General features: G+C 74.9%; 25 protein-coding genes and 1 tRNA gene. 14 read left to right on the plus strand and 12 right to left on the minus strand.

Translation table 11 applies throughout. The annotated features are described in order from the left end of the window. Position 1: 1 nt before the first annotated feature. Positions 2 to 1,672 (minus strand): dynamin, encoded by a 1,671-nt coding sequence (locus EV188_RS15005; RefSeq protein ID WP_133827029.1) that lies wholly within the window; start codon positions 1,670 to 1,672, stop codon positions 2 to 4. After that, positions 1,669 to 3,042 carry a dynamin family protein gene (locus EV188_RS15010; RefSeq protein WP_133827030.1) on the minus strand — a complete coding sequence of 458 codons (1,374 nt, stop codon included), beginning with the start codon at positions 3,040 to 3,042 and terminating at the stop codon, positions 1,669 to 1,671. Before EV188_RS15010 ends, EV188_RS15005 begins: the two co-directional genes overlap by 4 nt. Positions 3,043 to 3,220: 178 nt before the next feature. On the opposite strand from EV188_RS15010, the gene EV188_RS15015 reads away from it, so the two are divergent. The 5 genes from EV188_RS15015 (at position 3,221) to EV188_RS15035 (ending at position 6,145) form a co-directional block, all read left to right on the plus strand. Then, a complete protein-coding gene (locus EV188_RS15015; protein ID WP_133827031.1) occupies positions 3,221 to 3,667 on the plus strand; it encodes a hypothetical protein in 447 nt (148 codons plus the stop codon). A 116-nt stretch (positions 3,668 to 3,783) separates the two neighbouring features. After that, the gene (locus EV188_RS15020; RefSeq protein WP_166659893.1) at positions 3,784 to 4,071 is read left to right on the plus strand and encodes a hypothetical protein; all 288 of its coding nucleotides are present in this window, start codon (positions 3,784 to 3,786) and stop codon (positions 4,069 to 4,071) included. A 121-nt stretch (positions 4,072 to 4,192) separates the two neighbouring features. After that, the gene (gene trmB / locus EV188_RS15025; RefSeq protein WP_243741724.1) at positions 4,193 to 4,891 is read left to right on the plus strand and encodes a tRNA (guanosine(46)-N7)-methyltransferase TrmB; all 699 of its coding nucleotides are present in this window, start codon (positions 4,193 to 4,195) and stop codon (positions 4,889 to 4,891) included. Between the two features lie 41 nt (positions 4,892 to 4,932). Beyond that, positions 4,933 to 5,631 carry an NYN domain-containing protein gene (locus tag EV188_RS15030; protein ID WP_166659894.1) on the plus strand — a complete coding sequence of 233 codons (699 nt, stop codon included), beginning with the start codon at positions 4,933 to 4,935 and terminating at the stop codon, positions 5,629 to 5,631. 139 nt (positions 5,632 to 5,770) lie between these two features. Continuing rightward, on the plus strand, positions 5,771 to 6,145 hold the full coding sequence (locus tag EV188_RS15035) for an SRPBCC family protein (RefSeq protein WP_133827033.1): 375 nt from the start codon (positions 5,771 to 5,773) through the stop codon (positions 6,143 to 6,145). Here the strand turns inward: EV188_RS15035 and EV188_RS15040 are convergent. Continuing rightward, entirely contained in the window at positions 6,093 to 6,533 is a 441-nt protein-coding gene (locus EV188_RS15040; RefSeq protein WP_133827034.1) for a hypothetical protein, read from the minus strand. The two genes, EV188_RS15035 and EV188_RS15040, sit on opposite strands and share 53 nt — an antisense overlap. 110 nt (positions 6,534 to 6,643) lie before the next feature. On the opposite strand from EV188_RS15040, the gene EV188_RS15045 reads away from it, so the two are divergent. Further along, positions 6,644 to 7,963, plus strand: coding sequence for an amidohydrolase family protein (locus EV188_RS15045; protein WP_133827035.1), 1,320 nt, complete (start codon positions 6,644 to 6,646; stop codon positions 7,961 to 7,963). 13 nt (positions 7,964 to 7,976) lie between these two features. Here the strand turns inward: EV188_RS15045 and EV188_RS15050 are convergent, their stop codons facing one another. Further along, the gene (locus EV188_RS15050; RefSeq protein ID WP_133827036.1) at positions 7,977 to 9,320 is read right to left on the minus strand and encodes an MFS transporter; all 1,344 of its coding nucleotides are present in this window, start codon (positions 9,318 to 9,320) and stop codon (positions 7,977 to 7,979) included. A gap of 50 nt (positions 9,321 to 9,370) precedes the next feature. Beyond that, positions 9,371 to 9,832, minus strand: coding sequence for a MarR family winged helix-turn-helix transcriptional regulator (locus EV188_RS15055; RefSeq protein ID WP_133827037.1), 462 nt, complete (start codon positions 9,830 to 9,832; stop codon positions 9,371 to 9,373). Between the two features lie 92 nt (positions 9,833 to 9,924). On the opposite strand from EV188_RS15055, the gene EV188_RS15060 reads away from it, so the two are divergent. After that, the gene (locus tag EV188_RS15060; protein WP_133827038.1) at positions 9,925 to 11,814 is read left to right on the plus strand and encodes a propionyl-CoA synthetase; all 1,890 of its coding nucleotides are present in this window, start codon (positions 9,925 to 9,927) and stop codon (positions 11,812 to 11,814) included. 4 nt (positions 11,815 to 11,818) lie between these two features. On the opposite strand, the gene EV188_RS15065 is transcribed toward EV188_RS15060, so the two are convergent. Further along, a complete protein-coding gene (locus EV188_RS15065) occupies positions 11,819 to 12,178 on the minus strand; it encodes a hypothetical protein (RefSeq protein ID WP_133827039.1) in 360 nt (119 codons plus the stop codon). A 62-nt stretch (positions 12,179 to 12,240) separates the two neighbouring features. Between EV188_RS15065 and EV188_RS15070 the strand changes: the two genes are divergently transcribed. Further along, positions 12,241 to 12,615, plus strand: coding sequence for a helix-turn-helix transcriptional regulator (locus EV188_RS15070; protein ID WP_243741700.1), 375 nt, complete (start codon positions 12,241 to 12,243; stop codon positions 12,613 to 12,615). Here EV188_RS15070 and EV188_RS15075 read toward each other — a convergent pair. From EV188_RS15075 to EV188_RS15085, 3 genes are all read right to left on the minus strand, one after another. Continuing rightward, positions 12,612 to 13,457 carry an oxidoreductase gene (locus EV188_RS15075; protein WP_133827041.1) on the minus strand — a complete coding sequence of 282 codons (846 nt, stop codon included), beginning with the start codon at positions 13,455 to 13,457 and terminating at the stop codon, positions 12,612 to 12,614. The genes EV188_RS15070 and EV188_RS15075 overlap by 4 nt on opposite strands. A 33-nt stretch (positions 13,458 to 13,490) precedes the next feature. Beyond that, complete coding sequence (locus tag EV188_RS15080; protein ID WP_243741701.1) at positions 13,491 to 14,333, minus strand: transglycosylase SLT domain-containing protein; 843 nt, start codon at positions 14,331 to 14,333, stop codon at positions 13,491 to 13,493. A gap of 360 nt (positions 14,334 to 14,693) precedes the next feature. Beyond that, positions 14,694 to 15,629, minus strand: a complete 936-nt coding sequence (locus EV188_RS15085; protein WP_133827042.1) for an alpha/beta hydrolase — start codon at positions 15,627 to 15,629, stop codon at positions 14,694 to 14,696. A gap of 50 nt (positions 15,630 to 15,679) precedes the next feature. Here EV188_RS15085 and EV188_RS15090 point away from each other — a divergent pair, with 50 nt between their 5' ends. From EV188_RS15090 to EV188_RS15105, 4 genes are all read left to right on the plus strand, one after another. Continuing rightward, positions 15,680 to 16,558: an aminoglycoside phosphotransferase family protein gene (locus EV188_RS15090; RefSeq protein ID WP_133827043.1), complete on the plus strand. Its 879-nt coding sequence runs from the start codon at positions 15,680 to 15,682 to the stop codon at positions 16,556 to 16,558. A gap of 80 nt (positions 16,559 to 16,638) precedes the next feature. Further along, on the plus strand, positions 16,639 to 16,998 hold the full coding sequence (locus EV188_RS15095; protein WP_133827044.1) for an ArsR/SmtB family transcription factor: 360 nt from the start codon (positions 16,639 to 16,641) through the stop codon (positions 16,996 to 16,998). Continuing rightward, complete coding sequence (locus tag EV188_RS15100) at positions 16,998 to 17,477, plus strand: SRPBCC family protein (protein WP_133827045.1); 480 nt, start codon at positions 16,998 to 17,000, stop codon at positions 17,475 to 17,477. The genes EV188_RS15095 and EV188_RS15100 overlap by 1 nt, the downstream gene beginning before the upstream one ends. Before the next feature lie 25 nt (positions 17,478 to 17,502). After that, positions 17,503 to 17,922 carry a DUF6841 family protein gene (locus EV188_RS15105; RefSeq protein WP_133827046.1) on the plus strand — a complete coding sequence of 140 codons (420 nt, stop codon included), beginning with the start codon at positions 17,503 to 17,505 and terminating at the stop codon, positions 17,920 to 17,922. Here EV188_RS15105 and EV188_RS15110 read toward each other — a convergent pair. Beyond that, on the minus strand, positions 17,895 to 18,446 hold the full coding sequence (locus EV188_RS15110; protein WP_133827047.1) for a GNAT family N-acetyltransferase: 552 nt from the start codon (positions 18,444 to 18,446) through the stop codon (positions 17,895 to 17,897). The genes EV188_RS15105 and EV188_RS15110 overlap by 28 nt on opposite strands. A gap of 107 nt (positions 18,447 to 18,553) precedes the next feature. Continuing rightward, positions 18,554 to 18,627, minus strand: a tRNA-Gly gene (locus EV188_RS15115). A 270-nt stretch (positions 18,628 to 18,897) separates the two neighbouring features. On the opposite strand from EV188_RS15115, the gene EV188_RS31600 reads away from it, so the two are divergent. Then, positions 18,898 to 19,470 carry a UDP-N-acetyl glucosamine 2-epimerase gene (locus tag EV188_RS31600; protein ID WP_166659895.1) on the plus strand — a complete coding sequence of 191 codons (573 nt, stop codon included), beginning with the start codon at positions 18,898 to 18,900 and terminating at the stop codon, positions 19,468 to 19,470. 156 nt (positions 19,471 to 19,626) lie between these two features. Further along, the gene (locus EV188_RS15125; protein WP_166659896.1) at positions 19,627 to 21,387 is read left to right on the plus strand and encodes a diguanylate cyclase domain-containing protein; all 1,761 of its coding nucleotides are present in this window, start codon (positions 19,627 to 19,629) and stop codon (positions 21,385 to 21,387) included. On the opposite strand, the gene dcd is transcribed toward EV188_RS15125, so the two are convergent. Continuing rightward, entirely contained in the window at positions 21,384 to 21,971 is a 588-nt protein-coding gene (dcd, locus tag EV188_RS15130) for a dCTP deaminase (protein ID WP_133827049.1), read from the minus strand. The genes EV188_RS15125 and dcd overlap by 4 nt on opposite strands. Between the last annotated feature and the right edge of the window lie 141 nt (positions 21,972 to 22,112).

A 22,112-nucleotide genomic window follows, 5' to 3' on the forward strand; every position in this document is an offset into this window, starting at 1 on the left:
GCTAGGTCGCCGGCGCGGCCCGTGGGTGCGGTTCGGGCACATCCACCCTGTCCCGCAGCTCGGCGAGCCGGCGCAGCAGCGTCTCCGCCCGGTCGCGGCCCTCGCGCGCCTCGGCGGCGGTGCGCGCGGCGGCCCGGTCGGCCTCGGCACGGTCGGTGCCTGCGAGGCGCACGGCGGCGAGCGCGTCGTCGAGGTCGCGCGCCCGGTCCTCGAGCGCGGCGTCGAGGGCGAGCGTGACCTCCCGCTCGGTGGTGATCAGCGCGTCGGCGAGCACCCGCTCGAGGTCGCCGCGCACCTCGGCGAGCGCCTCGACCGACCACTGGCGCAGGTGCGCGCGGTCGGCGGCCAGCCGGCGGGCGCGCGCCACCCAGCCCGCCGCGCCCAGCCCGAGCCCCACCGACACGGGCACCAGCGCCGCGCCCAGCGCGGCCGGCGCGATCGGCACGGCGAGCAACGGCAGCAGCGCGAGGCGGGAGAGCCCGAGCCCGCCCGACGCGCCGGCGACCACGAGCAGCCGGTCCTCGGCCGGGCGGGTCCGCGGCGCGGGCACGAGCGCGGGCTCGCCGAGCTCCGCGACCCGCAACGACGGCAGCTCGCCGGCGGGCACGAGGTCGGCGAGCGTCGCCGCCACCAGCTCCCGCAGCCGCGCGCCGAGCCCGGTGACGACGTCGGCGGCGAGCGCCTCGACCTCGCCCGCGAGCTCCCGGGGCACGGCCGCGAGCCCTGCCCGGTCGGCATCGTCGATCCGGGCGCGCACCGCCACGCCGAGCGCGCGCACGCGGGCGGCGAGGTCGTCGGTCGCCGCGACCCGGGCGGCGGCGAGGTCCGAGCGCCAGCGGGTGTGGTGATCGCGGCGCAGCGAGGACCGGGCGGCGAGCAGCTCGTCGCGCCGGCGGGCGAGGTCCCCGCCGGCCGGGGCGCGCAGCGCCGACCGGGTCGCCTCGGCCCGCGCGGCGACCCCGTCGAGCGCGCCGGCGAGCAGGCGCAGCGCGTTGGCCTCGCCGAGCATCCGGCGGCGGCGCGCGACCAGCCGGTGCAGCTCGCGCTGCAGGGCGGCGAGACCGGAGCGCCGGCGCAGGGTCTCGGCGCCGCCCGGATCACGATCGTGAGCGCGTCGCGCCAGGGCGGCCGAGACCGGGAACCACGGCGCGTCAGCGAGGCGCGGCACGTGCCCGGCCACCAGCGCCCGGTCGGCCTCCAGCACGGTGCGCCAGCCCCGGTGCGCCTCGGTGTGGGTGAGGGCGAAGACCACGGTGTCGACCCGGTCGGCGGCGCGCGCGAGCGCCTCGAGCTCCTCGGTGCCCAGCGGCGCGGCGGCGTCCGCGAGCACCAGCGCGGCCGTCGCCCCGTCGACCGGCCACGTCCCCGGGTCGTCCCGGCGCGGCGGCAGGACGAGGTCGAGCTCCTCGAGCAGGGGCACACCCACGCGCTCGTGGGTGGCGCGGACCGCGCCGTCGGGGCCGCGCTCCGGCACCGCGTCGATCCCGAGCAGCGCCGCCAGCAGCTCCCCGCGGCCGCGGCCCGGGGCGCCGACGAGCGCCACGGTCGGCCGGGCCGGGGGTGCCGGCGCGGCGGCCCGGGCGGCGGCGTCGGGGTCGAGGCGGGCGAGCAGGGTGGTCAGCGCCTCGCGGGTCCGCGCGACCTCGGCGGGGACGTCTCGAGGGGAGCTCACGCCGTCAGCTCCCGCCACAGCCGCACGTAGGTGCGGTGCACGACGTGGGCGAGGTCGCCGATCCGTCGCGGCGCGCCCCAGGCCCCGTACGCCCGCCACCAGGCCGCCCGCCGGGCGGCGTGGCCGGCGAGCTCGACCGGGTGCGCGCCGGGGTGCGCCATCCGGACGTCGGGCGGGCCGGGCGCGGCGAGCCGGTCGACCTCGTCGCGCAGCTCCGCGGGCATGCCGAGCGCGCCGGCCCGCAGGCGGGCGCGGGCGGCGAGCAGCGCGCGGTCGGCGAAGGCCTCCCGGCGGGCGAGCGAGCCGGCGGCGTCGGCGATCCGCGTGCCCTCGCCGCCGGGTGCCTCGTCCGCGGCCTCCGCCCGGGCCCGGCGGTCGGCGAGCGCGCCGAGGTCGCGGAGACCCGCCCACGCGGCATGAAGGTCGGTGCGGGCGCGGACCTCGTCGTGCAGCCGCCCGACCAGGTTCGCGAGGCCGGACGCGGCGAGCAGCGCGTCGCAGAGCTCGCCGACCCCGGCCGACGCGTCGGCCCGCAGCAGGGCGAGCCCGAGCGCGAGACCGCGCAGGTCGAGCAGCTCGAGCAGCCGCACCCGGGCGTCGGCGGGCAGGGGCAGCTCGGCGGTGGTGAAGAGCTCCGCGTCGAGCAGCGCGACCTCGAGCACCGCCGGGTCGGCGCCGGCGAGCAGCCGCAGCGCACCGACGTCCTCGGTGCGCAGCGCGCCCGTCACCGCCGTCTCGGCGAGCAGCCCGATCACCGGCGTCACCGGCCCGACGCGGTCGCCGAGGCGGCGGCCGAGGTCGACGGCCAGTTCGCGGCCGTCGTCGGGGCCGACGGTGTCCGCCCGGCCCAGCACCGCCACCACCCCGGCGGGCCCGTGGGTGGCCGGACCGGGGAGGACGTCGAGGTCACCGGGGTGCGCCGTCGCGGGCAGCACCACGAGCGCGGCGTCCGCGTGCGCGCCGCCCGTGGGTCCGGCCGGGCGCCGCGCCGAGCCGGTGCCCGGGGTGTCGATCACCGTGAGCCCGTCGAGCGCGGCACTCGTCAGGGTGACCACCAGGTGGTCGACGTCCTCGGGGCGCACGCCCAGCCGGTCGCCGACCGCGGCCGGCACCCGCCCGCCGGCGGCCAGCGGCAGCGGCCGGCGGGTGCCGTCGACGAGGACGACGTCGAGCCGGTCGACCGGCCCGCGGACGTAGTGGGCCGTCAGGCCCGTGCACTCGCCCGCGCCGGTGGGCGCGACCCGTCGCCCGACCAGGGCGTTGACCAGCGTCGACTTCCCCGACGAGACCGGGCCGGCCACGACGAGCGAGGGCGTGGCGAGCATCCGGGCTGCGATCGCCTCGACCTCGTCGGCCGTGGGCAGCGCCACCCGCGGCGCCAGCGCACGGCATGTCGCGACGACAGCGCTGCGCAGAGGGCCCACAGTCGTCGCAGAGTAGGCGCCTCACCCGTCACACAGGGCCCGGTTGCGCAGGTCGCGAGGGTTTCGCGTGATCGCCCGTCAGGGGAGACTGCTCACGAACCGTCACTCGGGAGGGGAAGCGCTCGTGCTCGACACCGGCACGTACCTGGCGATCGTCGTCATCGGCGCGATCCTCACCCTGGTCGTGGGTCAGATCCTCATGCGGTCCGGGATCGGGTTCCTGCGCGACGTCTTCGACTCCGAGGAGGTCGCGGTCTCGACCAACCGCCTCCTCGGCGTCCTGTTCCACCTCATCGCGCTGGGCTTCCTCGCGCTGATCTCGACGTTCCGCCCGTTCGACGTCCAGGGCACGGTGCAGATCGTCGTCACCCAGCTCGGCGGCGTGATGCTCGTGCTCGGCATCCTCCACGGCCTCACGCTGCTGCTCCTCGCGCGCGTGCGCAGCCGTCGTCACGACGAGTCGGTCGAGTCGCAGATGACCCAGAAGTACGAGGACGCCCGACGCGCCCGGCAGGCCCCGCGCCAGCAGGTCATCGAGGGCGGTCCCCCGTCCGGCTCATCGTCGTCCTGATCGAGCCGTCCACCGAGGACGTCCGAGCACGTCCGATCCCCCGACCGGGCGATCCTTCGCTTCCCGGCTAACCCGCTCCGAGACCGGGGCGATGTGCGGGTGTGACCCTCGTCCCGTTGACCCGCCGCCCGGCGCGTGCAGCCGCCGAGCCGCTGACGATGCCGATGCCCCGGCTCGCCGACGTCGTGCACGCCGTGACGGCGACGTTCGGCTCCACCGGGTGGACGCTGCGGTTCGGCCCGGGCGGCCAGCAGGTCGTCGTCGACCGCCTCGCCGACGCGCACGCCGCCGCCCGCCGCCTCGTGGGCGCGGCACTCGGCATCCCCGCCGCGGCCGTCCGCATCCGGATCACCCCCGACCGCGCGACCCTGGTCCCGCTGCGCCGGCCGTCCAGCCGCTCCTGAGCCCGCCCCGATCCCGTGTGAAGATCGGGGGGTGGTGGGGCCCGAGCACGACACGCTGTCGACGTCCGACGGGGACGTCCGGCGACGCTCGATCCTGAGCTTCACCGACCGCGGCGGGCGGATGACCGCCGGCCAGCAGCGCGCCTGGGACCGGCTCTGGTCGCGCTACGGCGCCGTCGCCCCCGGCTTCGACCGCGGTGTCGACGGGCGGGGCGAGGGCCCGCCCCCGCCCGTGCGCGACGGCCTGCTCGACGCCCCCGCGTGGTTCGGCCGCGCGGCGCCGCTGCGCCTCGAGATCGGCTCGGGGATGGGCGAGACCACCGCGGCACTCGCCGCCGCCGAGCCCGACGCCGACCACGTCGCCGTCGAGGTCTACCCGCCCGGCCTCGGGCAGCTCCTCCTGCGCATCGAGGACCGGGAGCTCACCAACCTGCGCCTGCTGCGCGGCGACGCCCTGGTGGTGCTCGAGGAGCTCGTCGCCCCCGGTTCGCTCGCCGGCCTGCGCGTCTACTACCCGGACCCGTGGCCGAAGCGCCGCCACCACAAGCGCCGCATCGTCCAGCCCGCCACCGTCGCGCTGATGGCCTCCCGGCTCGCGCCCGGCGCGACGCTGCACCTCGCCACCGACATCGCCGACTACGCGGACTGGATGCTCGAGGTGACCGACGCCGAGCCGCTGCTGGAGAACCCCCACGGCGGTTTCGCGCCGCGGCCGGAGTGGCGTCCGCGCACCAAGTTCGAGTCCCGCGCGGAGCAGGAGGGACGCCCGAGCAGGGATCTCCTCCTGGCGCGGACGGCGCCGGAAGGGGGCTCCCCCTGAGCACGCGTCGCGTCCGGCGGCGGGCGGTTAGAGTTTGCCCCGTGTCGCCGTCCCCCTCACCCGCCGACCTGGCCACCCCGCCCACCGCGCTGACCGGCGGCGAGGTCGAGGAGACGAGCACCGAGCAGGGGTCCGTGGAGCCCCCGCCGAGCCGCACGCTGCTCGTCTGGGACGCCCCGAACATCGACATGAGCCTCGGCTCGCTGCTCGGCACGCGCCCGACGTCGGCGTTCCGCCCGCGGTTCGACGCGGTCGGGCGCTGGCTGCTCTCCGAGGCCGGCCCCGACGGGCTCGCCGAGGCGACGGTGTTCACCAACGTCGTCCCCGGCTCGACGGAGATCGTCCGGCCGTGGGTCGAGGCGCTGCGCAACGTCGGCTTCGCGGTGTTCGCGAAGCCCAAGGTCGCCGACGACTCGGACGTCGACGAGGACATGCTCGCCCACATCGAGGCGCGCCGCGTCGAGGGCGGCCTCACCCACGTCGTCGTGGCCTCCGGCGACGGGCGCGCGTTCCGCGAGCCGCTCGAGGACCTCGTCGCGGCCGGCGTCACGGTCACCGTGATCGGGTTCCGCGAGTACGCCGCGTTCGCGGTGGCCTCGGACATCGTCGACTTCCTCGACCTCGAGGACATCGAGGGCGTGTTCCGCGAGCCGCTGCCGCGCGTCAGCCTCGACACGCTGCCCGACACCGGCGCCTGGCTGCCGCCTCTGCGCTCCCTGCGTTCGCTGCTGGAGCGGTAGGACGCTCCCGGTCCACTGGGGCACGACGCCTGCTGAACGGGCGCGCCGCACCCCGGCCGATGCGCTCGTCGCCGCACCGCGGGCGCGCTGGACGCGCGGCGTCACGTCCGCGGCGTCGCCGGACGTCCTGTGGCGGTGGGTGTGCCAGCTGACCGTGGCGCCCTACAGCTACGACCTGATCGACAACCTCGGGAGACGCAGTCCCCGCACCCTCACGCCGGGTGCCGACGACGTCCACGTGGGCCAGCGGCTGCTCGTGCTGTTCGTCGTCGACTCGGTCGTCCCGGGCGAGCACCTGACGCTGCGGCGGGCGCGGCGTGGGCGGGGGCCGGTCGCGGAGTTCGCGGTCACCTACGCCGTCGCGGCGCACCCGGCGGGCTCCCGGCTCGTCGCGACGGTGGCCGTCGACGGCACGCGTCGCGGAGCGCTCCTGCGGTGGCTGCTGGCGTGGGGTGACCTGGTCATGATGCGACGCCAGCTCCGGACGCTGGCGTCACTCGCCGCGCGCTCCTGAAGAACGCGTTCGCCGCGGGCCGGAACATCAGGACGAGGGCGACGACGAGGGCCGCGAGGTGGAGCGCCCGCAGGACGGCGACGGCGAGCTGCCCGGCGGGGAGCTCCCCGGCCGCCAGCCAGGTGATCGGCTCGACGACCAGCACCGCGATGCCCAGCAGCCCGAACAGCACGGCGAGCGTCCACCGCACGATGTTGCGCCCCTCGGGCAGGGCGAGCACGAGGATGACCACCCCGGCGGAGACCACCGCGCGCTTGAGGAGCGCGGCCGGCCCGGGAGGGTCCGGCAGGGCGAGGTGGACGAGGGTCTCGGCGACCCCGGCGCCGACGGCGACCAGCCACACGACGACCGCGGCACGCACGGGACGGGGGACCGCGAGGTTCGACATGCGGGCCACACTCCGCCGTGCCCGACGGGGCGGACAGCGGGCAGGCGCCCGTCCGGGGTGGGGTCGTCCCTACCCCGACCAGGAGCACCGGGCGGTGTGAGACTGGGCCCGTGACGACCGCACGCCGCTTCCACGCCCCGATCGTCCTGCCCTGCGACGAGCCCACGACCGTCCTGCGCGACGCGGTGGTCGACGTCGGCGAGGACGGGCGGATCGCGTTCGTCGGGCCGAGCGCGGACGCGCCGGCGACCGAGGCGGTGATCCAGCAGGTGACTGGCCTCCTGATGCCGGGCCTGGTCAACACCCACGCCCACACCCCGCTGACCGTGCTGCGCGGCAAGGGCGGCGACCTGCCGCTGATGCGCTGGCTCACCGAGGTCGTCTGGCCCGCCGAGGCCAAGCTGGGGCCCGCGGACGTGCGCGACGGGATGCTCGCGGGCACCGCGGAGATGCTGCGCGGCGGCGTCACCACGTCGACCGAGATGTACTTCCAGAGCGAGAACCTGGTCGACGCGGTGCTCGAGATCGGGTCCCGGGTGGTGCTGACGCCGGGGATCATCACGGCGCCCGGCATGGAGCGTCTCGGCACCTGGGAGCAGATGCGCGACGCGATCACCCGGTGGATCGACGCGGACGGGCTGCGGTTCGGGCCGGGCGAGCGCGTCGAGCTGGGCTACGGCCCGCACTCGGCGTACACGCTGCCGACCGAGGCGATCGTCAGCACGGCCGCGCTCGCGAAGGAGCGCGGCGCGCTGATGCACCTGCACGTGGCCGAGGCGCCGGGCGAGGACGACGCGGTGCGCGCCGAGTTCGGGTCGGTGCCGGCGATGCTGGAGGCGACGGGGTCGTTGGGCGGACGGGTGCTCGCCGCGCACGCCATCCAGCTCTCCGACGACGACGTCGCGATCCTCGCCCGCCACGACGTCGCCGTGGCCCATTGCCCGGGGTCGAACGCCAAGCTCGCCGCCGGTGTCGCCCGGCTCGCCGACCTGCGCGCGGCGGGCATCCGGACGGGCCTGGGCACCGACTCGCCCGCCTCGAACGACGACCTCGACCTCTGGGAGGAGCAGCGCCTCGCCTCGCTGTTCGCCCGCCAGCGCGGCGCCGACGCGACCGCCCTGACCGCGGCCGGCGCGCTCGCGATGGCCACCCGCGAGGGCGCCCGCGCGCTGGGTCGCGACGACCTCGGCGTCCTCGCGCCGGGCGCCTGGGCGGACCTGGTGCACGTGCGCGTCGACGACCCGGCGTTCGTCGACCCGGACGACGACGACCAGCTGGTCTCGAACCTCGTGTGGGCCAGCGGGTCGCGGGGCGTGCGCGACGTGTGGGTGGCCGGCGAGCCGGTGCTCGCCGACGGCATCCCGACGCGCGTCGACCCCGGCGCCGTGCTCGCCGGGGCCCGGCGCGTGGCCGGCAAGGTCCGTATGTGAGTGGTTCCTGCCCCTATGGCGTGGACAACCGCTCACGTGGGAGGGCGAGGGCCACGACGAGGGCGGCCGCGAGGACGAGGACGCCGGCGACGAGATAGGCGGCGCGGAAGCCGCTCGCCGCCGCGACCGCCGCGAGCACCGCGATCCCGATCGCGCCGCCGACCTGCTGGCCGGTGTTCGCGAGCCCCGAGGTGAGGCCCGCCGTGTCGGCGTCGGCGTCGCTCATGACCACCGACGTCACCGAGGGCATGACCAGCCCGGCACCGAGGCCGAGCAGCAGGAGCGCCGGGAGGAGCTGGGTGACGTAGTCGGTGGCGGGCACGCCCACCAGCACCGCGAACCCCGCCAACAGCAGCCCCAGCCCCGCGAGCAGCACCCGGCGCGCCGTGAACCGGGCGATCACGGGACCCGCGAAGCGCAGCGCGACCACCCCGATCACCGCCGCCACCGGCAGCATCGCCAGGCCCGTCTCGCCCGGCGAGTAGCCGAGCACCTGCTGCAGGAACAGTGCGGTGGCGAACTGGAAGCCCATCATCGCGGCCACCGTGAGCACCTGCGCGAGGTTGCCGAACGACACCGACCGCGAGCGCAGCACCGCGGGCGGCACCAGCGGCGCGGCGGCCCGGGCCTGGCGCAGTGCGAACCCGCCGAGCAGGGCGACCGCGGCCACGGCGGCGACCCAGGAGGTCTCCACGATCCCGAACACCAGCGACGCCAGCCCCAGCGTCACGAGGGCGGCGCCGAGCAGGTCGGGGCGTGTCCCGGGGACACGGGCGGGATCGGGAGCCAGCACCCGCAGCGCCAGGACCACGGCCACGACCCCGATCGGCACGTTGACCAGGAAGATCGCGCGCCAGCCCACGGCCTCGGTGAGCACGCCGCCCAGCAGCAGGCCGAGCGACGCCCCGGCGGCCCCGACGAACGCGTAGGCGCCGAGCGCCCGCGCGCGATCGGAGCCCTCGGGGAACAGCGCCACCACCATCCCCAGCACCACCGACGACGCCAGCGCCGCGGCGACACCCTGCCCGGCGCGGGCGGCGACGAGCATCGCCGGCCCGGTCGCGAGCCCGCACGCCAGCGACGCGAGCGTGAACAGGACGAGGCCCGCGACGAGCATCCGGCGGCGTCCGACGAGGTCGCCGAGGCGCCCCGCGAGCAGGAGCAGCCCGCCCAGCGGGACGAGGTAGGCGTTGACGGTCCACGACAGCCCGGTGGCGGAGAAGCCCAGGTCGTCGCGAAGGGCGGGCAGGGCGACGCTGACGATCGTCCCGTCCAAGATGATCATGAGCATGGACGTGCTGAGCACCGCGAGCGCGACCCAGGGGGACGCGGGGCGGGTGCGGTCGGCGAGCAGCATGGTCCGACCGTAGCAGAACGTCTATTTCAGAACTATCCCGAGACGACCGGTCACGTTCGGGACGACCGTCGCGGTGGCCGGACGTCCACGTCCCCGGCCAGCGGGCCCTCCACGAGGCGGGTCAGCCCGGCCACCACGGCGTCGCGGTCGGCCCCGAGCACGCCGAGCACCTCGTCGTAGAGCCCTTGGATCACGGTGGCGGCGCGTCCGACGAGCGCCTCCCCCTCGGCCGTGGTCTCCACGAGGCGGGCGCGCCGGTCGGTCGGCGACGGCACGCGCCGCGCGAGCCCCGCGCGTTCGAGACCGTCGAGCGTCGTGACCATGGTGGTCTTGTCGAGCAGGGCATCCTCGGCGATCTGGCCCTGGGTGCGGCCGCCCGTCGACGCCTTGTCGAGCACGCAGTACTGGCGCGCGGTGAGCCCGAGGTCGGCGAGCGCGGTGGTCATCCGGGCCGCGAGCGACTCGCTCGTCTTGTCCAGCAGGAAGCTCAGGTCCGGGGTCACGCGCGCCATGTCGTCAGGCTACGGAACTTTCCGCAACGGGACGATCGGTGAGACCGATCGGGCAGTGCGCGGGGTCCCGGCGCGTGGTTAGTGTCCGGGCCATGAGTGGCGAGTACCGGCAGGCATACGACCGGAGCATCAACGACCCCGACGGCTTCTGGCGCGAGGCCGCCGGCCTCATCGACTGGTACCGCGAGCCCGAGACGATCGTCGACGCGTCGCAGCTGCCGTTCTCTCAGTGGTTCGTCGGCGGCGAGCTGAACACCTGCCACAACGCCCTCGACCGCCACGTCGACGCCGGGCGCGGCGACCAGGTCGCCCTGATCCACGACTCGCCCGTCACCGACGACCGCCAGCGCTTCACCTACCGCGAGCTGCGCGACCGCGTCGCCGCCTTCGCGGGCGTGCTGCGCGCCCAGGGCGTCGGCAAGGGCGACCGCGTCATCATCTACATGCCGATGATCCCCGAGGCGGCCGTCGCGATGCTCGCCTGCGCGCGCCTCGGCGCGATCCACTCGGTGGTCTTCGGCGGGTTCGCCGCCCGCGAGCTGGCCGTGCGGATCGACGACGCGAAGCCGTCGGCGATCGTCAGCGCGTCGTGCGGCATCGAGGGCAAGCGCGTCATCGAGTACAAGCCGCTGCTCGACAAGGCCATCGACCTGGCCTCGCACGACCCCGGTCCCTCGATCGTCTTCCAGCGCCCGCAGTACGCGGCCGAGATGGGCGAGCGCGACGTCGACTGGGCGCAGGCCGTGCAGGACGCCGAGCCCACCGAGTGCGTGCCGGTGGCGGCCACCGACCCGCTCTACGTCCTCTACACCTCGGGCACCACCGGCAAGCCCAAGGGCGTCCAGCGCGACAACGGCGGCCACGCGGTCGCCCTGCGCTGGTCGATGGAGAACATCTACGACGTCGGGCCCGGCGAGGTCATGTTCACCGCCTCCGACGTCGGCTGGGTCGTCGGGCACTCCTACATCGTCTACGCGCCCCTGCTCACCGGGGCGACGACCGTGCTCTACGAGGGCAAGCCGATCGGCACGCCCGACGCCGGGCAGTTCTGGCGCGTGGTCCAGGAGCACGGCGTCAAGGCGCTCTTCACCGCGCCGACCGCGTTCCGCGGCATCAAGAAGGAGGACCCGGACGCGGTCCTCCTGCGCGACTACGACATCTCCAGCCTCCAGACGCTCTTCCTCGCCGGCGAGCGCCTCGACCCCGAGACGTGGACGTGGGCGTCGGAGAAGCTGGGTGTGCCGGTGGTCGACCACTGGTGGCAGACCGAGACGGGCTGGCCGATCGCCGCCAACCTGCGCGGGCTCGAGCCGATGGAGCTCAAGGCCGGCTCGCCGTCGGTGGTCGTGCCGGGATACCAGGTGGAGATCCTCGACGTCGACGGCACCGTGCTGCCGCACGGCGAGGAGGGCGCGATCACGATCAAGCTCCCGCTGCCGCCCGGCTGCCTGCAGACGCTGTGGCAGGACGACGAGCGCTTCCGCGAGTCGTACATGTCGCGCTACGAGGGCTACTACCTCACCGGCGACGGCGGCTACCTCGACGAGGACGGCTACCTCTACGTCATGGGCCGCACCGACGACGTCATCAACGTCGCCGGCCACCGCCTGTCGACCGGGTCGATGGAGGAGGTGCTCTCCGGGCACCAGGACGTCGCCGAGTGCGCCGTCATCGGCGTCCACGACGCGATGAAGGGTCAGGTCCCGCGCGGGTTCGTCGTGCTCAAGGCCGGCGTCGAGCGCGACGAGGCCGAGCTCTCGGCGGAGCTCGTGAAGATGGTCCGCGACGAGGTCGGCGCCGTCGCGTCGTTCAAGAACGTCGCCGTCGTCCCGGCCCTGCCCAAGACCCGCTCGGGCAAGGTGCTGCGCAAGACCATGCGCGGGATCGCCGACGGCAAGGACGAGGCCGTGCCGTCGACGATCGACGACGCGAGCGTGCTCGACACCCTGCGCCCGGTGCTGCAGAAGGGCCCGGACGTCTAGGGGTCTAGCTCGGCAGGTCGAGGAGGGTGAGGACGGCGATCCGGTAGCCGTCCTCACCCGCCACGAGCTGGTAGCAGAAGCGCTCGGCCGGGCCGTGCCCGTGGTCCCAGGTGACGTCCGCCCACACGCCGACCGGCCCCTCGCCCATCACGGTGATCGTGGGGTCGGAGGCGTCGGTGCCCTCGTACTGCGCCCACGACGACGCGAAGAACGCCGCGGTCTGCGCGGCGTCGGTGACCGCGATCGAGGTGCCGGGGAAGAGGACGAGCGCGGGCACGGCGTACAGGTCCGCGACGGCCTGCTCGTCGCGGGCGAGCAGGGCCGCGGCGTAGCGGGCGAAGAAGCTCTCGACGGTGTCGGTCATGGCGGCGACGGTAGGAACGGAACCGGACACGCCTGTGTCGTGTTCTGGCACGATCTCCGGTCGTGGACCTCGCCGCCGCGTCGCGTGACGGCCACCTGGCGCTGCGCCGGGTCGAGCGCCAGCAGACGGTCATCGAGCGCCTGCACGCCGCCCACGGCGCCCGGCTGCGGATCGCCGACCTCGCCCGTGACCTCGGCGTCTCGGCGCGCACCCTGGCCCGCGACGTCGAGCGCCTCCGCGACAGCGGCGTCCCGATCAGCGCGCATCCCGGGCGCGGCGGCGGGGTGAGCCTCGCCCGCGTCGCGGCCCCCGCGCCCGTCCGCTTCGATCTGCCCGAGGCGGCGGCGCTGCTCTCCAGCCTCGCCGTCCTCGGGCCCACGGTCACCCGGAGCGCGGCGTCGGCGATGCGCAAGCTCGCCGCGGCGATCGCCGGCTAGCGCTCGCCGGCCGGGAAGTCCGCGCCGACCGAGACGTCGCGCCACCGCGCGGCTTCGTCGATGCGGCCCTGCCAGAGCGTCGGGGCGAGGTCGGCGGCGAACTCGCCGAGCAGCAGGCGCCGCGGGGGGTCGTCCGAGGAGACGACGCGGATCATCGCCTCGCCGGCGCGGCGGGGGTCGCCGGGCTGCGTGAACGCCTGCGAGCCGTCCATCGCCTGCCGGCGGGGCCCGAGCACGTCGTCGTAGGCGTGCATCGGCGTCGCGCGGACCATGCTGCCGCCGTTCCAGTCGGTGCGGAACGGGCCCGGCTCGACGATCGTGACCTTGACGTCGAACGGCCCGACCTCCTGGGCCAGCGACTCCGCCATGCCCTCGAGGCCCCACTTGGTCGCGTGGTACAGCCCGGTGTTCGGGAAGGCGCCGACGCCGCCGATGCTCGAGATCGGCAGGATGTGGCCGCGGCGCTGGGCCCGCATCGTCGGGAGCACGGCCTGCATCGACCACAGCGCGCCGAAGAGGTTCACCTCGACCTGCCGGCGCGCCTCGTCCTCGGTGACCTCCTCGACGCCGCCCGCGAGGCCGTAGCCGGCGTTGGCGACGAGCACGTCGATCCGCCCGGTCTCGGCGGCGACCTGGTTGGTCACCGCGAACACCGCGTCCCGGTCGGTGACGTCGAGGTCGCGGGCGAGCAGGCGGTCGCCGTGCTCCGCGGTGAGGTCGTCGAGGCTGCCGGCGTCGCGCGCGGTGGCGACCACGCGGTCGCCCGCCTCCAGCACGGTCTCGGCGAGGGCGCGGCCGAGCCCGCGCGAGGCGCCGGTGATCAGCCAGGTTCGTTCGCTCATGTCACCGGCTTACCCGCGCCGGGACGGGTGCGCTCAGTCCGCCCGGCCGAGGCCGTCGTCGGGGATGGCCGCGCCGCCGTAGCCGATGTAGTTGCCCGAGGAATTGCGCAGGCCACCGGCCTCGACGTCGTCGATGCTGTGGTTGGCGATCATCGTGCGGACGCCGGCCGTGATGTTGGCGACCGGGTCGAAGATGCCGCGGTCCGCGAGCTCGGGGAGCACGGCGTTGCGGAACGTCGTGTCGATGAGCTGCATGAGCCCCTTCGACGGCGTGCCGGCCGAGGCGTTGGAGTCCCAGTCGTTGACCGCGTTCGCGCGGCCCGTCGACTCCCGCATGATGATCTTCTTGACGCCGGGCGCCAGTCGCTGCGGCAGGCCCATGAGCCCGAGCGCCTTGGCGATCTGGCCGTCGAGGGTCCGCTCGTTGCCTGCCTCGTAGGGCGTGCCGAACTTCAGCGGTCCGTTCTCGCGCGTGACGCTCATCGACTTGATCAGCGAGGTGACGTCGTTCTCGTCGCCGGCGCTGGGCTCGTCGTCGGAGCCGGACGTGCTCGCGGTGCGGGCGGTGGCCGCGGTCGCGGGCATCGAGATGGGGCTGACCGAGGCCACGCCGCCGAGGGCGGGGCGGGCGGGGGCGGCCTGGTGCTGCGCGGCGAGGGCGAGCGAGGCGGTCGCGGGGTCCGGGCCCGTCGGGGCCTCGGCGTCGGCGACGTGCGTGTCGAGCGTCTGGATCGCCGGGAGGACAGCACCGGCGGCGACCGCGGCGACCAGGATCGATCCCGTCCGGGACGAGGACCGGGTTGCGCGCCGCGTGGTCGGGGTACCGCTGAGGGAGAACGGGACGGTGTCGGGGTCACCTACTCCGTGACGGCTCACCATCACCTCCTCGTCGTCGGGACAGATGGCCGGCGGTACGAGGGGGAGCCGTCGCCGTGACCATTCCGTGATCGGACGGGTCGAAACATAGCGGGGTCCGCGACGGCCCCGGCACGCCCCTCCCCGTCCTCGAGGTCTCGATCGGGGCGGATTCGCGTGTCCGTGGCGCCGAGAGGTTCGCCGGGCGGCCCGGGGTTGCCGAGGCGTTCCGGGGCATGACCGTGGGCGGGCGTCCGGGGACGGCGAACGGTCGTCCGGGCGGCGGGCGGTCGGTCGTCCGGCGAGGTCGGCGGCCGTTCGGGGCCGGGAACCCTTCAGCGCACCGAGCGGTCGTCGGGCGGGTCGCGCGTGTCGGACGCCTCAGGCGGCCAGCAGCTCGGCCAGCGCGTCGAGGGCGCGGTCGCCCTCCGCCCGTGCCGCCGCCGACGCCGCGGCCAGCCCGAAGTACCCGTGCACCAGGTGCGCGCCCTCCGGCCGGCGGACGGCGACGCCCGCCGCCTCGAGCGCGTCCGCGTAGGCCCGGCCCTCGTCGCGCAGCGGGTCGAGCTCCGCGGTGGCGACGACGGCCGGGGCGACGCCGTCGAGGCCCTCGGGGTCGGTCAGCGGCGCGAGCGCCGGGTCGTCGCGCAGACCGGGCTCGGGCGCGTAGTGGCCCCAGAACCACGCCAGGTCGGCGCGGGTGAGGAACGGGCCGTCGGCGTTCCCGTCGATCGACGGCGAGCCCATCGCGGGGTCGAGACCGGGGTAGAGCAGCAGCTGGGCGTCGAGGCGCGGGCCCCAGTCGCGGGCCAGCAGGGCGGCGCCGGCCGCGAGCCCGGCGCCCGCGCTGTCGCCGCCGATCACGAGGCGGTCCGACGGCCGCAGCGTCGCCGCCCAGCGCAGCGCCGTGTGGGCGTCGGTGACGGGCGCGGGGTGCGGGTGCTCGGGGGCGAGGCGGTAGTCGACCGAGACGACCGTCGCCCCGAGGTGCGTGCACACGCGGCGGGCGGCGCCGTCGGCCGTGTCGAGGTCGCCGAGCACCCAGCCGCCGCCGTGCAGCCAGACCACCGTGATCGCCCGCTGCTCGCCGGCGGGCTCGTAGATCCGCACGGCGACGTCGGCGTCCGGCCCGGTCACCACGTCGTCGTGCACCGCGCCGACCGCCGCGGCGTCGCCGCGCCGGATCAGCGCCAGCTCGCGGTAGTTCCGCCGCGCCTCGGCCACGTCGTCGCGCCACAGGGGCAGCCAGCCGTCGGTCTCCAACCGGGAGATCGCCGCCGCCAGCTCGGGGTCGATCGTGGACGCGCCGTCGGTCATGTCGGCATCCTCGGTCCTCGCCGGGCCGTCCGCTCACTAGCGTGCGGTGCGTGACGTCCACCCCGGCCGAACGCCGCGCCGCCCGGTCGCAGGCCGCCCGGGAGGCCGCCCTGGCCGCCGCCCGCCGGTTCGGCCTGCCCGCGGACGACCCCGTCCTGCTCGGCGACGTGTTCTCGGTGGTGCTGCACCTGCGGCCCGCGCCGGTCGTCGTGCGCGTCCCGACGTGGACCACCGATCTGCGCGAGCCGGTCTCCCGGATCACGAGCGACCTCGCGGTCGGGGCGTGGCTCCACGAGCACGGCGTGCCGGTGGCCCCGCCCAGCGCCGAGGTCCCGCCGGGCCCGCACGCCCAGGACGGCCACCACCTCAGCTTCTGGACGTGGGTCGAGCCCGACCCAGGCGCCGACCCCGTCGCCCCCGCCGCGCAGGCGCGGATGCTGCGCGAGCTGCACGAGGGGCTCGCGGCGTTCCCGGACGCGCTGCCCGGGCTCGAGCCGGTCGCCGACGACATCACCGCCGGCCTCGACGCCCTGGCCCGCCACCCCGGCCTGCTCACGCCCGACGAGGAGGCGCGCCTGCGCGAGGCCGCCGACGAGCTGCTGCCGGAGGCCCGGTGCCCGGCGGCGCCGGTCCAGCCGCTGCACGGCGACGTGAACCCGGGCAACCTCGTCGTCGGGGCGGCCGGTCCGGTGTGGATCGACTTCGAGGAGGCCTGCCGGGGTCCGGTCGGCTGGGACCTCGGGATGTTCGGCTGGGACGACGACGGGCGGGCGGCGGTCGCGGCGGGCTACGGCGACGTCCCGGCCTTCGCGACGTACGCCCGGCTGCGCGCGCTGCACCTGACCGCCTTCCTCATCGGGCTGCGCGACCACTTCGGCGACACGGAGGCCTGGGACGACTCGACCCGCTGGTTCCTCTCACACGTCTAACTCAACCCAGGGGTTGAACAAGCGCGACGCCGCGGCTATCGTTCTCATCAACCGCAAGGTTGAGCAAGGAGTGAGTGAGCGTGGACGACCAGCTCTCCCGGGTGTTCTCGGCCCTCGCCGATCCCATCCGGCGCGACATGGTGGCGCGCCTGGCCGATGCCGACGCGGGCGTCAACGAGCTCGCCGAGCCGTACGACGTCAGCGTCCAGGCGGTGTCCAAGCACCTCAAGGTGCTGGAGGAGGCCGGGCTCGTCACCCGCACGCGCGAGGCGCAACGCCGGCCGGTCCACCTCGAGGCGGAGGTCTTCGACCTGATGACCAAGTGGATCGAGCGATACCGGCGCCAGGCGGAGGAGCGCTATCGCCGTCTCGACGACGTGCTCGCCGAGATGGACGCCGACCAGCAGTCCCCGACCGATCGTGAACGAGGAGCATCCTGATGAGCACCACGACCCGCGAGACCACGATCACCGCCGACCCCGCGGCGCCGACCGTCGTCATCACCCGCGAGTTCGACGCCCCGCGCGAGAACGTCTTCCGCGCCCACGTCGACCCCGACCTCGTCAAGCGCTGGCTCGGGCCGCGCGACCTGACGATGGAGATCGACACCTACGACGCCCGCACCGGCGGCTCGTACCGGTACACCCATCGGGACTCCGACGGCGAGTACACGTTCTTCGGCTCGTTCCACGAGGTCCGGCCGAGCGAGCGCATCGTCCAGACCTTCACCTACGAGGGCTTCCCCGACTCGGTGACCCTGGAGACGATGACCCTGACCGACCTCGGCGGCGGCCGGACGCGTCTCGAGGGACTGTCGCTGTTCGAGTCGATCGAGGCCCGCGACGGCATGATCGCCAGCGGCATGGAGATCGGCGTCAACGAGGGCTACGAGAAGCTGGACGAGCTGCTGGCGGAGTAGTCACGTCGCGGCAGGATGCGGACCCGTGGACACCAGCGACGTCACCACGTGGTTCGACGCCTACCTCGACCTGTTCGTCGCCCTCGGGCGCGGGGACCGCGACGACGTCGAGGCGATCCTCGACTTCTACGGCGTCCCGATGCTGCTGAGCGCCCCCGGGGCGAGCGGCTGGCTGCACGCGAGCGACCAGGTGGTCGGCGTGATCCGAGGCCAGGTCGAGGCGCTGCGCCACGCCGGGTTCGACCGCACCGTCGTCGAGGACGCCCAGACGGTGCTGCTCAACGACAGCTGTGCGCGCCACGAGGGGCGCTTCCTGCGCCTCACCGCGGACGCCACCGTGATCGCGGACTTCCGGGCGAGCTACCTCATCGCCGACGGGCCGGAGGGACCGCGCATCGCGGCTCTGGTGGTCGGGTCTCAGAGCCCGGCGAAGGGTGCGGCGTAGCGGAACGGGCCGCGCGGGGCGTCCGGCGTGAACGCGCGGGCCTGGAAGGACGGACCCCACGCCGGGTCGGGGGCGTCGACGCCGTGCTCGGCGGCCGGAACGAACCCGAAGCGTCCGTAGAACCCGGGCTCGCCGAGGAGCACGACGAGCTCCTCGTCCCGGCTCTCGGCCGCGCCCAGCAGCGCGTGCAGCAGCGCGGTGCCGACGCCGCGGCCCTGCCGGTCGGGGCGCACGGCGACCGGTCCGACCCCGAGGGCGGGCCGGTCGCCGGCCGCGCCGCGGGTGGCGACGACGTGCCCGACGACCTCGCCGTCCTGCTCGGCGACGAGCGAGAACCCCGGGATCCAGCCCACGTCCTCCCGCAGGCGGTCGAGCAGACCGACCTCGACGGGGATCATGTCCGCGCCGTCACCGCCGCCGTCACCGCCGCCGTCACCGCCGCCGTCACCCCCGCCGTCGAACGCGGCGGCGACCACGGCGCGCACCGCCGGGACGTCCTCGGGGCGTTCACGTCGCACGATCACGCGGGCAGCGTGGTGGCGGACCGGGCGAGGACGCAACGGACTTCCCGAACGACGACGGCCCGCCCCGAGTAATCGGTGAGCGGGCCGTTGACCTGCGAGAACAGGCGTGGAGCGAGTGACGGGAATCGAACCCGCGTATTCAGCTTGGGAAGCTGATGTTCTACCATTGAACTACACTCGCGCGTTGCCTCCGAAGCCTACACGGCGCCCGTCCGGACGGACGGAGGGGCTGGTCCGGGGTCGTTCGATCCGGCGCGGGGCGCAATCACACCGATGTGGTTCACCGCTCGATCACGGTGGGATCACAAGTCGAGTGCGGAAAGATCGCACGCTGCGTGACATCGCGTTAGGTCGACAGGGTAGATCCGCGAACTGCCACTCCTGCTGGGGCTGCCCGTCGTGTTGGCTGGTCAGCGACATGCCATCGGAGACCACCGGGGAGGAGGACGCCATGACTGCCCGTGAGCAGCACGAGCGCTCCCTTCCGGAGATGTTCGTCATCGTCGCGTCCACCGAGGACGCGAACGCCCTCGCCCCGCTCGGTGAGCGCGATCCCGAGGTGCGCCCCGTCCTCGTCGCCACCGGGCCCGACCCGATGGCGGTCGACGAGGTGCTCGACGACCTCGGCGCCCTCGCCGGGCGCGTGCTGCTCGTCGAGACGCCCGACGCCGGCCCCGTCGCGGAGGTCGCGGCGATGCTGCCGCGGCTCGACGCCCTCGTCGCCGACGACGTCCCGGCCGTCGTGCTCGTGCGCGGCGGGTCGTCCACCGCGCTCGCGGCCACCCAGGTGGCCGTGTGGCGCGGCGTGCCGGTGGTCGCGGTGCCCGTCGAGAACGGGTCCGCGCTGGAGGCCGCGAACCAGGCGGCCATCGCCGCGCTCGTCGCCACCCAGGACGCGCCCGAGGTCGAGCCGGAGCACGTGCGGGCCGCGGCGGCCGCGCACCGCCTCGTGCGGGAGCGTCCCGAGCCGGGCACCGGCCCCCGGGTCGTGCGCCTGCCGACGCACCGCACGCTGTCCGCCTGACGAAGGTCACCGACAGCGACGAGCCGGCCCATCATCATCACTCAGTGATGAGGAGGGCACGAAAAGTAGAGGTAATTACCCGCTCCCGGCTAACGTCATGCACCGCAAGCCTGATGGTCCTGGTGGACAGACGGCGCACCAGGAGGGCGGGGGTCGGTGAGGCGAGCACCGAGACTGATCCACGAGGTCCAGCGGCTGGGCCTCACGGTGTCGATTGCTGCCCTCCTCATCGTGCTGCTCGTCGTTTTCCGGCTGGTCTGGTCCGTGGCCGTGTCCGCCCCGGCGGACCAGCGGCTGCAGGACGGGCTCCTCGCGCTCGAGGACTCCCACCAGGCGATGCTCGACACCGACGCTTCGCTGCGGGGCTACCTCGCGACCGGTGACCAGTTCTTCGCCGACAGCGCGACCGACGCCGCCCCGCGCCTCGCGGCGGCCGACAGCCAGATGGTCAACCTCCTCGAGGAGCCGCAGCTCCGCCAGGACGTGCTGGCCCTCCTGCTCGCCCAGCAGCGCTGGCGCACCGAGTGGGCCGACCAGGCCCGTCGCCTGCCGCCGCCCGGGGGCGCCGAGACCTTCCTGAAACAGGGCACGGCGCTCTTCGACGACTACCGCGCCCGCAAGGACGCCACCCGCGTCGACGTCCTCGACGCCATCGAGACCGCCGACGCCGACGCCATCGCGGCGCAGTGGGTGATCGGCGTGCTCATCGCCCTGATCGGCGCCGGCACGCTCGTCGTCGCGCTCCGGGGCCGCTCGCGGCTGCAGAAGCACGTCGTCACGCCCGTCGACGGGCTGCTCGCCTCCGTGCGCGGCATCGGCGAGGGCCGGCTGACGCCCCCGGAGCCGGTGACGGGGTCCGCCGAGCTCGTGGCCCTGCGCGACGGCCTCGCGGACATGACCGTCGCGCTGCGCCGCCAGCGCGAGGAGGCCGCGGCCCAGGCTGAGCGCCTGCAGTCGCAGACCGACCGCCTGCGCACCATCCTGATCATGACCCGCGAGATCGCGGGCAGTCTCAACACCCGCTACGTCATCGACTCCACGGTCCAGGCCGCCGTCGCGGTCACCGACGGGCGCGTGCTGCTGTGGCTGCTCGAGGAGGACGGCAACGGCCTCGAGCTCGCCTACGACTCCGACCGCGGCGCGGTGTCCCCGATGGAGACCCACTGCAACCTGGGGGTCGGCGTGGTCGGGCGCTCGGCGCGCTACGGCCAGATCTCGCGCGGCGACCCCGACACCGGTGAGGACGCCGCCGTGGCGGTCCCGCTGGTCGTCGGTGCGCGGGTGATCGGCATCCTCGAGTGCTACGACTCGCCCGACGGCGAGGTCGACGGCCAGCGCCTGTCCGCGGTGGAGATGCTCGCGACGCTGTCCGGCTCCGCGATCGAGGCCAGCCGCCTGCACGCCGCCACCGAGCGCCTCTCGCAGTTCGACCCGCTCACGCAGCTCGCCAACCGCCGCCGGCTGGGCGCGGACTTAGATGCGGCGGTCGCGAACGCGAAGCGGCACTCGTCGCCGATGTCGGTGATCATGCTCGACCTCGACCACTTCAAGGAGCTCAACGACCGCTACGGCCACCAGCAGGGCGACGTCGTGCTCCAGGAGGTCGCCTCGACGCTGCGGACCGCGATGCGCGACGGCGAGACCGCCTACCGCTACGGCGGCGAGGAGTTCGCCATCCTCGTCACGCGCGGCGGGCCGGACGACGCGGCGAAGCTCGCCGAGCGCCTGCGCACGCGCGTCGAGGAGGACTTCCGGCGCGGCGACAAGCAGCTGGTGACGGCGTCGTTCGGCGTCGCCGGGCTCCCGGAGCACGCCGGCGACGGCGAGGCGCTGCTCAGCGAGGCCGACCGGGCGCTGTACTCGGCGAAGAACGCCGGCCGCAACCGCGTGCACCGCGCCGGCGGGCTCGTCGATTAGGGGCTTTCCGGGGGCAGGCCGCGGCGGAAGTTGACGTACGAGCGCGACGGCGTCGGGCCCCGCTGGTCCTGGTAGCGCGAGCCGTAGACCGGCGAGCCGTACGGGTGCTCGGCGGGCGACGAGAGCCGGAACAGGCACAGCTGCCCGACCTTCATGCCCGGCCAGAGCCGGATCGGCAGGTTCGCGACGTTCGACAGCTCGAGCGTCACGTGGCCGGAGAAGCCGGGGTCGATGAAGCCGGCGGTGGAATGGGTCAAGAGCCCCAAACGCCCCAAACTGCTCTTTCCTTCGAGGCGCCCGGCCACATCGTCGGGCAGCGTGATGACCTCGTACGTCGAGCCCAGCACGAACTCGCCGGGGTGCAGCACGAACGCCTCGTCCGGCGCCGGCTCGACCATGCGCGTCAGGTCGTCCTGCTGCAGTGACGGGTCGATGTGCGTGTAGGCGTGGTTGTTGAACGTCCGAAAGTGCCGGTCGAGGCGCAGGTCGACGCTCGAGGGCTGCAGCAGCGTGGCGTCGAACGGGTCGAGCCCGACGCGCCCGGCCGCGATCTCGGCGCGGATGTCGCCGTCGGAGAGCAGCACGAACGGACCCTATCGAGGCCACGAACGGGGAGTTCGCGCGCCTAGATGTCGTGACCCAGCACGTTGTCAGCTCGCGAGTCGGGTGATTGGTGGCCGGCCGCCGAGGGCGGAGTGGGCTCGGCGAGTGTTGTAGTTGGTAAC

It is taken from the genome of Actinomycetospora succinea (genome assembly GCF_004363095.1).
Lineage (GTDB): Bacteria > Actinomycetota > Actinomycetes > Mycobacteriales > Pseudonocardiaceae > Actinomycetospora > Actinomycetospora succinea.